Origin of the sequence: Proteus hauseri, from assembly GCF_040139125.1 — a bacterium.
Lineage (GTDB): Bacteria > Pseudomonadota > Gammaproteobacteria > Enterobacterales > Enterobacteriaceae > Proteus > Proteus hauseri_B.
Genome location: NZ_JBEEUB010000006.1, coordinates 233,524 through 246,817, shown reverse-complemented (window position 1 = coordinate 246,817; position 13,294 = coordinate 233,524). Strand labels below are relative to the sequence as shown.

Annotated in this window: 13 protein-coding genes; 2 read left to right on the top strand and 11 right to left on the bottom strand. The window is 37.4% G+C overall.

The features are described 5' to 3' along the window. Nucleotides 1–5: 5 nt before the first annotated feature. From ABN099_RS12115 to ABN099_RS12105, 3 genes are all read right to left on the bottom strand, one after another. Complete coding sequence (locus ABN099_RS12115; protein ID WP_349464042.1) at nt 6–1,352, bottom strand: NCS2 family permease; 1,347 nt, start codon at nt 1,350–1,352, stop codon at nt 6–8. A 772-nt stretch (nt 1,353–2,124) separates the two neighbouring features. Next, nucleotides 2,125–3,315: an MFS transporter gene (locus ABN099_RS12110; protein ID WP_349464040.1), complete on the bottom strand. Its 1,191-nt coding sequence runs from the start codon at nt 3,313–3,315 to the stop codon at nt 2,125–2,127. A gap of 198 nt (nt 3,316–3,513) precedes the next feature. Further along, nucleotides 3,514–4,260 (bottom strand): sulfite exporter TauE/SafE family protein, encoded by a 747-nt coding sequence (locus tag ABN099_RS12105; protein WP_349464039.1) that lies wholly within the window; start codon nt 4,258–4,260, stop codon nt 3,514–3,516. Between the two features lie 184 nt (nt 4,261–4,444). On the opposite strand from ABN099_RS12105, the gene ABN099_RS12100 reads away from it, so the two are divergent. After that, entirely contained in the window at nt 4,445–5,023 is a 579-nt protein-coding gene (locus tag ABN099_RS12100) for a helix-turn-helix domain-containing protein (RefSeq protein ID WP_349464038.1), read from the top strand. 76 nt (nt 5,024–5,099) lie between these two features. Here the strand turns inward: ABN099_RS12100 and ilvN are convergent, their stop codons facing one another. Beyond that, entirely contained in the window at nt 5,100–5,384 is a 285-nt protein-coding gene (gene ilvN / locus ABN099_RS12095) for an acetolactate synthase small subunit (RefSeq protein WP_069368073.1), read from the bottom strand. 3 nt (nt 5,385–5,387) lie between these two features. Then, nucleotides 5,388–7,082 (bottom strand): acetolactate synthase large subunit, encoded by a 1,695-nt coding sequence (gene ilvB, locus ABN099_RS12090; RefSeq protein ID WP_349464037.1) that lies wholly within the window; start codon nt 7,080–7,082, stop codon nt 5,388–5,390. A gap of 91 nt (nt 7,083–7,173) precedes the next feature. On the opposite strand from ilvB, the gene ABN099_RS19080 reads away from it, so the two are divergent. Next, entirely contained in the window at nt 7,174–7,341 is a 168-nt protein-coding gene (locus ABN099_RS19080) for a hypothetical protein (protein WP_432807509.1), read from the top strand. A gap of 189 nt (nt 7,342–7,530) precedes the next feature. Here the strand turns inward: ABN099_RS19080 and ABN099_RS12080 are convergent, their stop codons facing one another. From ABN099_RS12080 to ABN099_RS12055, 6 genes are all read right to left on the bottom strand, one after another. Beyond that, nucleotides 7,531–9,042 (bottom strand): YfcC family protein, encoded by a 1,512-nt coding sequence (locus tag ABN099_RS12080; RefSeq protein WP_349464036.1) that lies wholly within the window; start codon nt 9,040–9,042, stop codon nt 7,531–7,533. A 103-nt stretch (nt 9,043–9,145) separates the two neighbouring features. After that, a complete protein-coding gene (gene arcC / locus ABN099_RS12075; RefSeq protein WP_349464035.1) occupies nt 9,146–10,087 on the bottom strand; it encodes a carbamate kinase in 942 nt (313 codons plus the stop codon). A gap of 15 nt (nt 10,088–10,102) precedes the next feature. After that, nucleotides 10,103–11,095, bottom strand: coding sequence for an ornithine carbamoyltransferase (argF, locus tag ABN099_RS12070; RefSeq protein ID WP_349464034.1), 993 nt, complete (start codon nt 11,093–11,095; stop codon nt 10,103–10,105). Between the two features lie 132 nt (nt 11,096–11,227). Then, entirely contained in the window at nt 11,228–11,329 is a 102-nt protein-coding gene (gene speFL / locus ABN099_RS12065) for a leader peptide SpeFL (protein ID WP_106426928.1), read from the bottom strand. Nucleotides 11,330–11,635: 306 nt separating this feature from the next. Continuing rightward, on the bottom strand, nt 11,636–12,424 hold the full coding sequence (locus ABN099_RS12060) for a sulfite exporter TauE/SafE family protein (RefSeq protein WP_349464033.1): 789 nt from the start codon (nt 12,422–12,424) through the stop codon (nt 11,636–11,638). Further along, nucleotides 12,425–13,276, bottom strand: coding sequence for a MurR/RpiR family transcriptional regulator (locus ABN099_RS12055; RefSeq protein WP_349464032.1), 852 nt, complete (start codon nt 13,274–13,276; stop codon nt 12,425–12,427). It lies immediately after the preceding gene. Nucleotides 13,277–13,294: the final 18 nt, after the last annotated feature.

The following is a 13,294-nucleotide window of genomic DNA, read 5'->3' as shown; positions in this document are numbered from 1 at the left end:
TTAAATTAAATTGCCCAGTGACCCGCATAAAATGCCACTAATGCAATAGTAATTAATACCGTACCAATATTAAGTTTACGCCATTCGCCAGCAAATACTCTGCCAATAACTAAACAACCAAAACCTAACATAATGCCCGTTACAATATTGCAAGTAAGTACAATAAATACGGCACAAACCATACCTGACATTGCATCAACAAAATCACCAAAATCGAGTTTAGTGACGTTTCCTAACATTAATAATCCCACATACATTAAAGCAGGTGCTGTTGCATAAGCGGGTACTAAATAAGAGAGCGGTGATAAAAAGAGGATCAGTAAAAATAGAATTCCCACAACGGTTGCCGTTAATCCTGTTTTACCACCAGCGGCAGTTCCTGCTGCGGATTCAACATAAACCGCAGCAGGTGCAGCACCAATCACACCCGCAAAAATACTACTCACCGAGTCTGAGGTAAGTGCTTTGCCACCATTAATAATTTGTCCGCGTTTATCAAGTAAGTTTGCTTGACCAGCAACAGCACGAATTGTTCCTGTTGCATCAAAAATTGCCGTCATCACTAATGCTAAAACACTGGGTAATACCAATGGCTGTAAAGCACCTTTAATATCCATAGCAAATAGTAAAGAGAGTCCATCTTCACCTAATTGAGGCATTTTAAACACGCCTTGATACTTCACATTAGGATCAAAAATAAGCCCAATAATAGAAATAGCGATAATCACCAATAATACGCCACCAGGAACTTTGCGCTTTTCTAGACCAAAAATAGCCGCGAGCCCACCAACAGACATTAAAACGGAAAATGAAGTAAATTCGCCCATCGCAACAGGCAGCCCTTCAAATGGGTTTTTGATTACCAATCCAACACTGTTGGCAGCAATTAAAAGTAAAAATAATCCGATACCAATACCTGCACCATGTGCGATACCTGTTGGAATATTTTTTAATATCCAAGTTCGAATGCCAGTTAAAGAAAATAATGTAAACAAGCACCCCATTAAAAATACAGCACCCAAAGCAACCGGCACCGAAATATTTTGTCCTAATACAAGGCTAAAAGCAGTGAATGCTGTTAACGAAATCGCACAGCCTATTGCCATTGGTAAATTAGCCCATAGACCCATTAACAGCGAACCCAAACCTGCAACCAAACAGGTTGCAATAAACACTGCGGTATGTGGAAAACCGGCTTGTCCTAACATACTAGGAACGACAATAACGGAGTACACCATGGCAAGAAATGTCGTTAAACCTGCGATCATCTCTTTACGAACCGTGGTTCCTCTTGCGGTAAGTTTAAAATAGTTATCTAGTTTACCTGTTGCTGCTGATTGATTAGCGGACATTACATTCCTCTGGCATAAATACGGTTCACTACCCATCAAGACGAAAACGATTACGTATAAATAACAATATCCTCTTAATGAGTAAAAATCAGTAGAGGAGATTTGGGCGCAAACGTTTGTTTTTCAGCGTGGATAAAGTGATAGAATTTGACGCAAACGATTATCTGGTGAATTTAGGGTAACAATCAAGCAAAAAAATGCTTTTTTAATAAAAATGTCATAAAAAGGCAGTTCAACACAGATAAAAAACAAAAGAGGAGTGTAGTTACCTACGCCCCTCTAAATTTCACTTTTCATTATTGATTACTTTTTTAATATATCATTACTTAATAGTTAAATTTAATTAACCAATTAATCTACTGTTATTTTTTTACGACTTTGTCTACATTTCCCTAGCTTGGCGATTAGTTACTTCAGTATTCATTGTTCCTCTGCTTAAAAAACGCTCATGTTCTACTATAACGTTAGTTGAGTCTGACTGTTTTTAGCAAACAATTTCCTATTCAATATTAATATTTCTAGATTATTCCTAATAAACTAAGTTAAATAACGTAGCTATAAACGATAATCATATTCATTTCATAAAAAACAAATGGATAGAAAATAAATTTTCAGAAAGAGAAAAAATAGAGAGAAACAATTTAGCCAAGAGAGAAAAGATAAGATTGAGTTGTATATCACCTACTTAAAACCAGTATGTTGCTGCTTGCTTTAAGTAAGTGAAAAAATAAGACTACTAGCGATTAAAAATCGATCGATTAAATAGCGTATTTCATGATGAAGTGCTCTTGTTTAAAGCATCAACATTTACATTAAAACGTTCTAAGGTAGAAATTAAAAATAATCCTGTCATCACCACAAGTAAAAAAGGCAAAGATGATGATGATATTTCAGACATCGCACCTGCTAATAACGGCCCTGAAAGATTACCAATCCCCCATAGCATTGCGGCAGAAGCATTTGCTACCATTAAATCGTTACCAGAAAAATATTGTCCAATTTGCACTAACGCAATGGTATAAATCGCCCCAGCAGTCGCACCAAGCACTAATAGAAGTGGCCAGATTAAAATAGGATGAGACATTGTAATAGGCAGCAACAAACTAGAGAGCAGTGTGATAACGCCACAAATACGATATAACCGAGTCCTATTCATATGGTCAGCAAGCCAACCGAATGGCATTTGCATAATGGCATCGCCAGCAAGAATTGCACTAATCATCATGGCGGCGATTGCTTCGGTATGTCCAAGACTTAAACCATAAATAGGAAACATCGATAACACAGTGCCATCAAAAAAAGCGAAAAATAAAATACCACCACAAATAGCCGGCGCTACTTTGACAAAGCGGAAAATAGAAAAGTTAGGCTCTTCTGTATTGGTCGGTAATTTGTCGCCTTTTTTCTGATCCATCATTAAAAATAGAACAATAGAGATAATATGAATAAAGACACTAATTAAGATTGGCGTTTTATCTGCTACACCATAAAGCGCAATAATAGAAGGGCCTAATAGTTGGCTAATGGTAAACACAGTTGTATATACCGCTAAAATACGCCCTCTTTTGTTATCAGGTGAAAGCTCGTTAATCCACGTTTCACCCAAACAGATCATCACTCCGCTAGCAACACCCGTAATAAGTCGCAAAGGAAATAGCCATTCAAGTGGCAATGTACTCATTAAAGGCAATAAACTGATAGCAGATATAATTGTCGCCAATAACATTGCAAAACGTTTACCAAACCATTGCACAATGCGCCGAGCAAAAGGTGAAATAATCAACATCCCAATAGCGGGAGCTGCCGAAATAAGTCCAATAATGGATTCACTAATCCCGGCTAAATTAAGGCGTAATGCCACCATAGGAATAGTTAATCCGATAACAATACCGATAACGCCAATGCTTACCGTAATAGTTGTTATCGCAAAGATTTCAGATTGGCGATAATTTGGATGGGACATATTATTTTGTTTCTACTGACGGTAGAAACCTCTTTATAAAAGGAAAGTCGGTTAAATAAAATATTGTCGTATTATAGGGGATTAGAAATAGATAAACATGCTTAAAAGTGGCAAGAAATTAGCGAAAGATCTTAACTCATAGAGATAAGATCGCTCACTTTCACAATATTCTCGTTTACAAAATAACTCGCTTTAATCTTAAGCGAAGTAACGATAAATCAATACCGAACCAGACACTAAAACAATAGCGTAAATCACACTCATAAATCGCGCTTTAGACATACGCAAAGTGAAATGCCGACCTAACCAAACACCCGCTATCATTGCAGGTAAAAAAATAAGCGCCAATTTAACTATTTCTAATTGCCAATAGATACCAGCAAAAAGGAAAATAACCACTCGCGTTAGCGTACTAAAGCCTATTAACGTTGTTTGAGTAATGCGGAATGTATTTTTATCTTCAATTCGACCTGATAAATAGATGGCATATAAAAATCCGCCACTACCAAAAAGCGCACTAAATACGCCACCAATTAATCCAAAAGGATAAACTAAGCGCTGAGAAAAATGACTCTCTTTCTTTTTCCAACATAAAGCGTACAACGCATAACACGCTGCAAATAGACCTAATAAAAGCGAAAGTAAATCTGGGCGTGTTGTTAATAGGATCGTTGCCCCAACTAAGCTACCGATAATAATTAAGGGAATAAGATAACGGATCTCTTTAAAGTCCGCTTGTTTGCCATCTCTTAACACATTAATAATAGCCGCGGTTAAGTCAATTAATGCCAGTAAAGGCACTATCATTGATAATGGTAAATAGAGTGCTAACACAGGTCCTGCAATTAATGCTGAACCAAAGCCTGCCATGCCAAAAATGATGTAAGCAAAAAATAGAGTAAAAAGACACACCGCGATGTCTGTCCAAGAGAGTAATTCAATCATCGTTAACCTTGAATAATTATCATTTATCGCTAGATATTAGCTGAGTAACTTAAAATCGAACAGATGGCATAAGACTATTCACAAAATACAGTAGAAACAGAGTCTCATTTTCCCGAATGTGGCTAATTAGTGTTATTATCTAATGCGAATAACACTTTTAAACTGATGAAATTTTGAATTGGCAATGAACCCACAACCCCCAAAGAAAACCAATGAATACCTTGGTAATAAAGTCAAACAGTTAAGACAATCCCGAAATTTGTCACTTAATGAGTTATCAAGAAAATCGGGAATATCCAAGGCGGCATTGTCAAAATTAGAATCTGGCGATTCTAATCCTAGAATAGACACACTAGAAGCTATTGCGATAGCGCTTGGCTTTCCTTTAGGTGATCTGTTTAGTTTTACACGAGAAGAGTATCCTCGCTTAGAACGACATAAACCCATTGTTGGTGATTATGCTCAGGAATTTAAATTCCGTATTGGTATCGGTAATATTACCGAAATTTGGCATATTGAAATGAAACATGGCGCAATTATTAATAGCCCTGCTCATGCCGATGGTACTCAAGAGCATATTATGGTCTATTCCGGAAAATTAATGATGCGTTTTGCCAATGATGAAACAGTATTATTAGAGACTGGCGATTTTTACGCATTTCATGGTAATGCACCGCACTCTTATATCTGTGTTGAAGGACATATGCGAGCCTCCGTGATTATGTCTAGCCCAAATCAACAGCACTATCATCATCGTCCTTAAACTCGATGATAAAAAATAAGGTTCTATTTCTATGTAATTTAAGAAATAGAACCTAGCGTCTTCAGTAAATTTAAGCTTAATTTAAATAGCTTTCCATCTGCTCAAATACACGCAAATCATCGCTAAATCGCACTTCTTTAACATCTTCTAGTTTTTCAACTTGGCTTACCATCTGCATTAAACGGTCATCTTTTTGTACTAATAGCCAAATACGGCTTTTATCGCTATTTTTCATTGGCAAACAGAGAATGCCATCAACGTTAAATGCACGACGGGCAAATAATCCACAGATATGAGTCATCACACCAGGATGGTTGCGAACAATTAACTCTAACGCGATAGGTTGTGATTGTTGTGACATAAATTAAGCTCCTATCATATCGGTATTTGCCGCACCAGGCGGAACCATTGGAAATACTTTTTGGTGAATATCAATCATTACATGAATTAAACAAGGACCCGGTTTATCTATCGCAGCTTGCAGTGCCGCTTGTGGATCTGCCTCTTGGTTTAAATCACAAGTATCCAATCCAAATCCTTGAGCAATACGAATAAAATCGGTTTGATAAGGATAAGCAGCTGCATAAATACGCTCATCAAAAAAGAGTGTTTGCTGCTGATGAACCAAACCTAATGCCTGATTATTTATCAAGATAATCTTAATATCCAATTGGTGTTCAGCTGCCGTTGCCAGCTCTTGGATATTCATCATAATACTGCCATCACCAGAAAAGCAGAGGATCTTCTTATTAGGCTCTGCTAATGCAGCACCAATTGCCGCTGGCAGACCAAATCCCATGGTACCTAATCCCCCTGATGTTAACCATTGTCGAGGTCGATTTAACGGATACGCTTGCGCAACCCACATTTGGTGTTGACCAACATCAGTGGTAATAATCGCTTCATCATCAACACACTTAGCCGCAGCTAAAACAATGCCGTAACCACTGAGAATGTTTTCTGAGTTTTTCATCTCCAGTGGATACTCTTGTTTCAATGTATTTACACGCTCTACCCATTCGCTACGTTTGTTGTTATTGATAAGTGGTAACAGCAGAGATAAAACTGATTTAGCATCAGCGTGGATAGCAATATCGGGTTTTTTGATTTTGCTAATTTCAGCTCTATCAATATCTACATGAATAATTTTGGCATTAGAGCAAAACTTCTCAGCCTTACCAATTGCCCGATCATCAAAGCGAGCCCCTAAAACAATCAATAAATCAGACTCTTCTAACACAAAGTTTGTGCTACGCGCAGCGTGCATTCCCAACATACCTAAATAGAGTGGATGAGAAGGCGGCATTAATCCCAATCCCATTAAGGTCATGGTCGTAGGAAGGTTATTTTTCTCTGCAAGCTCAATTGCTTCTTTACACGCTTGTGCACTAATAATGCCACCACCAAGGTATAACACAGGATTTTTAGCTTGGTTGATCATTTGAGCGGCTTGAATAACCAAATCTGTGTTAAACGCAGGTACAGGATCCTGTTGAGGAATAGGTGGCAAACTATCAAAACTGATTGTGGCTTGTTGAATATCTTTAGGTACGTCAACCCATACAGGACCGGGTCTGCCTGACATTGCTAAACGAAACGCATCACAAATAATTTCTGGCAACTCAGCGATATCACGCACTAAATAGTTATGTTTAGTAATAGGAATGGACATGCCATAAGTATCAACTTCCTGAAAGGCATCAGTACCAATCATTGCAGAAGAAACCTGCCCTGTTATACAAACGAGAGGAATTGAATCAAGCTTAGCATCGGCAATAGCCGTGACTAAGTTAGTTGCACCAGGACCGCTAGAAGCAATACACACCGCGGGCTTACCATTGGTTCTTGCAATACCTTGAGCAATAAAACCAGCACCTTGTTCATGACGAGTAAGAATATGGCGAATAGATTTGCTTTGGCTCAATGCATCATACAAAGGTAAAGCGGCACCGCCGGGGATCCCTGCAACCGTTGTAATGCCTTGCCGTTCCAGTAAATAAACGATTAATTGCGCGCCAGTAAAGGTTCTTCCTGCGGCATTTTCTTGTGATGCACCCATTTTTCTCTGTCCTTCATTTTAGGCCGGACTCTATGGGCAGGTTAGAATAAAAAACCCCGCCCGGTTTGTGCGCCGGCGGGGTTGCGAAACTGTGTTGATTCGGACCCGTTACGGCGCTTTGCCGACGACCACCACCACACGCACGACAACCACAGCAGCGATGTGCGCTGTTAGTCGTAGACCTTGTAGTAGAGTAGTGATGATCATGGGTTACCTATCAATTAATTTAGTGATGTGTTTATTTGTTGTCTGTATTTAAAAAAACATAACTTATACAAATTAACAACCTTTTTTTACGGTTTATTTTTTATCGCCATTAAAAACGAGATCTTGATCACTTATGCTTGATGCAAAAAACGCCGCTTAAAACAGAATAAAAAACCAGATTAATTGATATATACAGAATAACAAAAAATATTCTCGCTTAAATAAACACATCAATCACAAATTATAACAGTGCCACTTGAACCAGTAATAATGTCGCCGACAGTACAAACATAAATATCACCATCGGTATAATAAATTTGAGCCATTTATTATAAGAGATATCTAACATTTGCAGTGTCGCTAATACCAATCCTGTTGGGGCTAAAAATAACATAATATATTGCCCCCAGTTATACGCAGATACCACCATATAACGAGGAACCCCCACCGCATCCGCTAATGGTGCCATAATTGGCATTGCTAATACGGCTAATCCAGAAGACGATGGCACAATAAATCCTAAACAGATAAATACCAACAGTTGGGCGATTAAGAATAAACTTGGTGGCATTCCTGCAACCATATGAGACATAAATTCCAAAATAGTATCGGCTATTTTTCCTTGTTCCATTACAAGGTTAACACCACGAGCTAAACCTATAATCAGCGAAACACCCACTAATTCTGAAGCGCCATGAATAAATCCATCAATAGCCGTTTTTTCTTTTAAGCCTGAAATAAAAATAATGACGATAGCAATTGCCAAGAAAAGTGCTGCCATTTGTGGAAACCACCATCCCATATGCATAACACCCCAAACCATTATTGGGAATGCGGCAACAAATAGGCACAAGATAATTTTTCGACGCCAAGAAAAATCAAGTACCTCATTAGGATCATAATGGCTTAAAAAGCGCTGTTTAAAACTTTCGGCATTTTCATAGTTATAAGAAAAAGAGGGATCTTTTTTAATTCTTTTGCAATACCAATATAAATAAACAATAACACCAATTGTACCGATAATAAGACCTATAGTACGAAAGCCAATCCCTTCAATAAAATTAATTCCTGATGCATTCGAGGCAATAACCACAGAAAAAGGATTTACCGTTGAGAATCCGGCACCCATTGAAGAAGCTAAGAAAATAGCCCCAACACAAACAATCGCGTCATAACCTAGAATTAAGAATATCGGTACTAATATAGGATAAAAAGCAACCGCCTCTTCTTCAATCCCACAACTTGTACCACCAATAGATAAAATAATGGTGACACCAAAAACCACCAAAAACTCTTTCCCTTTAGTTCTATTAGCCAGAGCCGACAGTCCCGCATTAAATGCGCCAGTTTGATTAACAACACCAATAAGTCCACCGAGTACTAAAATAAAAACAATAACATCCGCCCCTTCTATTGTCCCTTTCACCATACTTTCGGTAATATCCATAATACCTTTGGGTTGCTGTGCAACTCGTTCATAAGTACCAGGAATAGCAATAGGCTTTTTTATTGTTCCATCAGTGAATTTATCTATTTCTATAGAAACATTTAAATTATCCAATGTTGATTGAGTTGCAGGTAATACCTCACTAGAACCATCTATTTTTGCTACCATTAATGATGAATCTACGGAGTTATAACTTAGTCGTTCATATTCTCCGGCTGGAATAATCCATGTTAAGCCAACCACAATTACTGTAATTGCAAATAAAATAGTAAAAGCGGTCGGAAACGCAAACTTTTTAAGTTTCATAGCGTCCTCGACTTCAATAAGAAGGTAACTCTGCCAGTAGAAATAATATCTATCCAACAGAGTTAATTATTAGAATTAATTTTTGATTAAAGCGTATTTGAGATTAATTTAAGGTAATTGTAGTGCCTGTTTTCCCCTCTAAAGCAGATAATGCATTATCTAATGAAGTAATAATGGCTTGAGATGAAGCACCACTTGCTTTAATAAAATTAAGACAAGCCTCCACTTTTGGTAACATACTTCCTTTAGCAAACTCACCCTTATCTATATATTCTTGTGCTTGAGAAAGTGTTAATTTATCTAAATTCTTTTGCTGAGGTGTATTAAAATGAATCGCAACCTTATCTACTGCGGTTAATATTAATAACGTTTCTGCTTTTAATTCGACAGCTAATTTAGAACTTGAGTTATCTTTATCAATAACAGCATCAATACCTGCTAAACTACCATTTTTACGAATAACAGGAATACCACCACCACCAACAGTAATAACCACCACATTATTTTCTACAAGTTGCTTAATAACTAAAGATTCAACAATTTCTAATGGTTTTGGTGAAGGAATAACACGACGATATCCTCGACCGGCATCTTCCATAAAATGGAAACCATGCTCTTTTTGAATAGCCTCTGCTTGCGCTTTAGTATAAAAAGCACCTATTGGTTTTGTTGGCGATAAAAAAGCAGGATCGTGTTTATCTACCACAACTTGCGTAACAATCGTGGCACAACCATTATGTAGATTTCGTGCACACAACTCATCATTAATCGCTTGTTGCAGATGATAACCAATATAACCTTGGCTCATCGCACCACATTCAGCAAATGGCATATAAGGAGTGCCAATATTCTGTTGTGATGCATAATCCATTGCCAGATTGATCATCCCCACTTGGGGACCATTACCATGACCAATAATGACTTGATAACCCTTTTCCACTAAATCTACTATCGGTTTTGCGGTTTTTCTCACTATCTGTTTTTGCTCTAGTGGTGTATTTCCTAGTGCATTTCCACCTAAAGCAATCAATACCTTTTTAGGCATATTAGACTCCTTGCTTTAGTTTAGTGTGGCAAACATAACGGCTTTAATGGTGTGCATACGGTTTTCAGCTTGATCAAACACTTTTGATTGGCGAGATTCAAAAACACCATCGGCAACTTCCATTTCAGACAGACCAAATTTTTGATAGATATCTTCACCAATGAGCGTTAAACGATCATGGAATGAAGGTAAACAGTGTAAGAAAATTGCATGAGGGTTTGCTATTTTCATCATTGATTCATTAACTTGATAGTCTTTTAATAGACGTATTCTTTCACTCCAAACGCTATCGGGTTCCCCCATTGATACCCAAATATCGGTATATAAAACATCCGCGTCTTTGGCACCTTTTTCAACATCATCAGTCAGTGTTATTGATCCCTCATTTTCAGCTGCAATTTCACGACAAACTTTCACCAATCCCTCTTCTGGCATTAACGATGCAGGACCACAAGCGGTAAAATGCAACCCTAATTTGGCACAGACCACCATTAAGGAGTTCGCGACATTGTTACGAGCATCACCAAAGAATGTCAGTTTCAACCCTTTTAAGTGACCAAAATTTTCTTCAACAGTCAGCATATCCGCTAACATTTGTGTAGGGTGGAATTTATCTGTTAATCCATTCCATACTGGTACACCTGATTTTGCCGCCAACTCTTCTACTAATGACTGATCAAAACCACGATATTCGATACCATCATAAAAACGCCCTAAAACACGCGCAGTATCTTCGATAGACTCTTTTTTACCCATTTGAGATGAACCTGGATCAAGATAAGTCACGCCCATACCTAAATCATAACCCGCAACCTCAAAAGCACAGCGAGTCCGTGTTGAGGTTTTTTCAAATAATAGAACGATATTTTTACCTTCAAGTGAGCGATGAGGAATACCCGCCATTTTTAATGATTTAAAATGTTTAGAGAGTTTCAATAAATATTGAATTTCATAAGAAGAAAAATCGAGTAATTTTAAAAAACTTCTGCCTTTAATATTAATAGACATAATAATCCTATCTCCTAATTATTTTGAGAATAATAGAGTGAAAATACGTTATTATTAAAAATAGAAATCCGCCCAAGAATATTGAAAAACAATATGGTTAGGGAATGATTTTTGTACTGTTAACGAGAAAAATTATCCGTTAAATACAGAGAAGTGAAAGCACTGCCGTTGCTTATACATCATGATATGGGTAATACGTCTAATATGAGGCGTTTTTCTATTATTATTTTCCATAATACTAGCACCCTCCTATATAGGTATTAAAACGAGGGTTTAAGTGAAACATATAGAAAGTAATATTATTGTGACTATCATCTCAATTATCTATTTATGACTAAAACTAGTTTTAGTTAAATTTAATGACAATCAATACATACTGTTAACACTTAAAAAATTTAAAAATATGATTATAATAATTACCTTATTAATCCAGCTCAATTAATTAATAAATATAAAAAATAGTCATAAATTTTATAAGATATAATTTTATAACTCATTGCTGAATTTAATTCTTATTAACATTGTAGATACATTTAAATATTAAAATAATCTCGCCAACATCATGACTGCACTACACATAATTAAAAAAAGTGTGGCGTATTGAAATACGCGATCTGGCATTCGGATAAGCAACCACTTTGATAACGGAATTGAGATTAAAGAGCCTAAAAATAGCATAAGTGCAAGATGAACGTCAGTATGACCATCTTGCATATACGCTAAAGCGGATGATCCTGATAACAGCGTGGTAGTAAAAATAGATGTACCAATGGCTTGTTTAATAGAAAGATTGGCATAGCGCAACAGCAAAGGCAGCACAACAACACCGCCCCCGACGCCTGTTGCTCCTAATACCACACCCGCAGCAACCGCGGGTAATAACAGAGCACGAATATTGAGTGGCGCCAATTCTGCACTATCGTCGACAGTTTTAGACAATGAAAAAAACATACGCTGTATAAATAAAAATAGAGAAAAAACTATCGCTGCAACCACCAGCGCATTAATTCCCCATTCAACTTGCTGCTGATACTCACGTAGTGATCCTAAATAACTAACCAATACACTTGCCAAAAAAGTACTTGGTAGCATTATTCCTAATACAATCATCGCCCGTTTAAACGGGATATTGCCTAAACGAAAATGCATATATGACGAGGTCACTTTCATTAGCATAGAGAGCAAATTAGCTGTAGCGACTGCCATTAATGCATCCATACCAAAAAAGTACGTTAAAACAGGTAAAACAATAACACCACCACCAACACCTGTTGTGCTAATAATTAAACCAATTGCTGCACCAACCGCTAATATGGTGACTAATAACATTTACTGATTCCCCTGCATAACTGCTTGTCGTCCTTTTAATAATGCCTTTTCTGCCTGCTCATTGACCAATGTCATATATTTAAAAAACAGCACATCAAATGCCACCATCTGTAAAACTTGGGGAGTAATAACGCCCAGTTGAGAATGCTGCTCATCATAGAAATAAGGCAAAGTATAATCAGCCAACCGCGTTGCTTCGTCCTGACCAAAACGAGTTAATGCAACGGTTAAGCAGTGATCATGTTTTGCTGATTTCAGCATGCGGTTAATATCAACTGTATTTCCTCTAGCGGTCACCGCTATCGCTAAATCCTCTGAAGTTAAATTCGCCGAGTAAGCTAATTGCGCATGTAAATCAGGGCTAAATAAGGCGTTTTTATTGACTCTAATTAATTTATGAAAAATATCACTCGCAACCACGGCAGATGCACCAATACCAAATAAAACAATACGCTTTGCTGACACCATATTTTGAGCCAGCGTATCAATAACCTTGGCATCTAATAACGCTAATGAGTCTTGAATTGCTGTAGTAAAAAGATGTCCTGTTTTGGTAATAATCTGCTCTGTCGTATCTGTTTTGGCTAAGTTGCCATAAAGCACATCACCACTGCTTTTTTGTTGCTTTTCTTCTGAAAGATAATCAACTTTAAATTCAGGATAACCGCTATATCCCATTTGACGAGAAAATCGGATAACAGATGCACTACTGACACCCGCTTTAAGCGCAAGCTCGGCAGCGTTCATACTGGCAATATTTTCGCTATTCTCCAGCAAGTAACGCGCTATACGCTGTTCAGTTCCTTTGCCTTGCATACGTAAATTTTCGAGCTTTTTTGTCACAAAAGACATGCTGTTATCCTTTTCATT

What these genes read in the sequence shown, in the direction of transcription:
- ABN099_RS12115 (WP_349464042.1), bottom strand. Translation starts at nt 1,352, where the DNA reads ATGTCCGCTAATCAATCAGCAGCAACAGGTAAACTAGATAACTATTTT.
- ABN099_RS12110 (WP_349464040.1), bottom strand. Translation starts at nt 3,315, where the DNA reads ATGTCCCATCCAAATTATCGCCAATCTGAAATCTTTGCGATAACAACT.
- ABN099_RS12105 (WP_349464039.1), bottom strand. Translation starts at nt 4,260, where the DNA reads ATGATTGAATTACTCTCTTGGACAGACATCGCGGTGTGTCTTTTTACT.
- ABN099_RS12100 (WP_349464038.1), top strand. Translation starts at nt 4,445, where the DNA reads ATGAACCCACAACCCCCAAAGAAAACCAATGAATACCTTGGTAATAAA.
- ilvN (WP_069368073.1), bottom strand. Translation starts at nt 5,384, where the DNA reads ATGTCACAACAATCACAACCTATCGCGTTAGAGTTAATTGTTCGCAAC.
- ilvB (WP_349464037.1), bottom strand. Translation starts at nt 7,082, where the DNA reads ATGGGTGCATCACAAGAAAATGCCGCAGGAAGAACCTTTACTGGCGCG.
- ABN099_RS12080 (WP_349464036.1), bottom strand. Translation starts at nt 9,042, where the DNA reads ATGAAACTTAAAAAGTTTGCGTTTCCGACCGCTTTTACTATTTTATTT.
- arcC (WP_349464035.1), bottom strand. Translation starts at nt 10,087, where the DNA reads ATGCCTAAAAAGGTATTGATTGCTTTAGGTGGAAATGCACTAGGAAAT.
- argF (WP_349464034.1), bottom strand. Translation starts at nt 11,095, where the DNA reads ATGTCTATTAATATTAAAGGCAGAAGTTTTTTAAAATTACTCGATTTT.
- speFL (WP_106426928.1), bottom strand. Translation starts at nt 11,329, where the DNA reads ATGGAAAATAATAATAGAAAAACGCCTCATATTAGACGTATTACCCAT.
- ABN099_RS12060 (WP_349464033.1), bottom strand. Translation starts at nt 12,424, where the DNA reads ATGTTATTAGTCACCATATTAGCGGTTGGTGCAGCAATTGGTTTAATT.
- ABN099_RS12055 (WP_349464032.1), bottom strand. Translation starts at nt 13,276, where the DNA reads ATGTCTTTTGTGACAAAAAAGCTCGAAAATTTACGTATGCAAGGCAAA.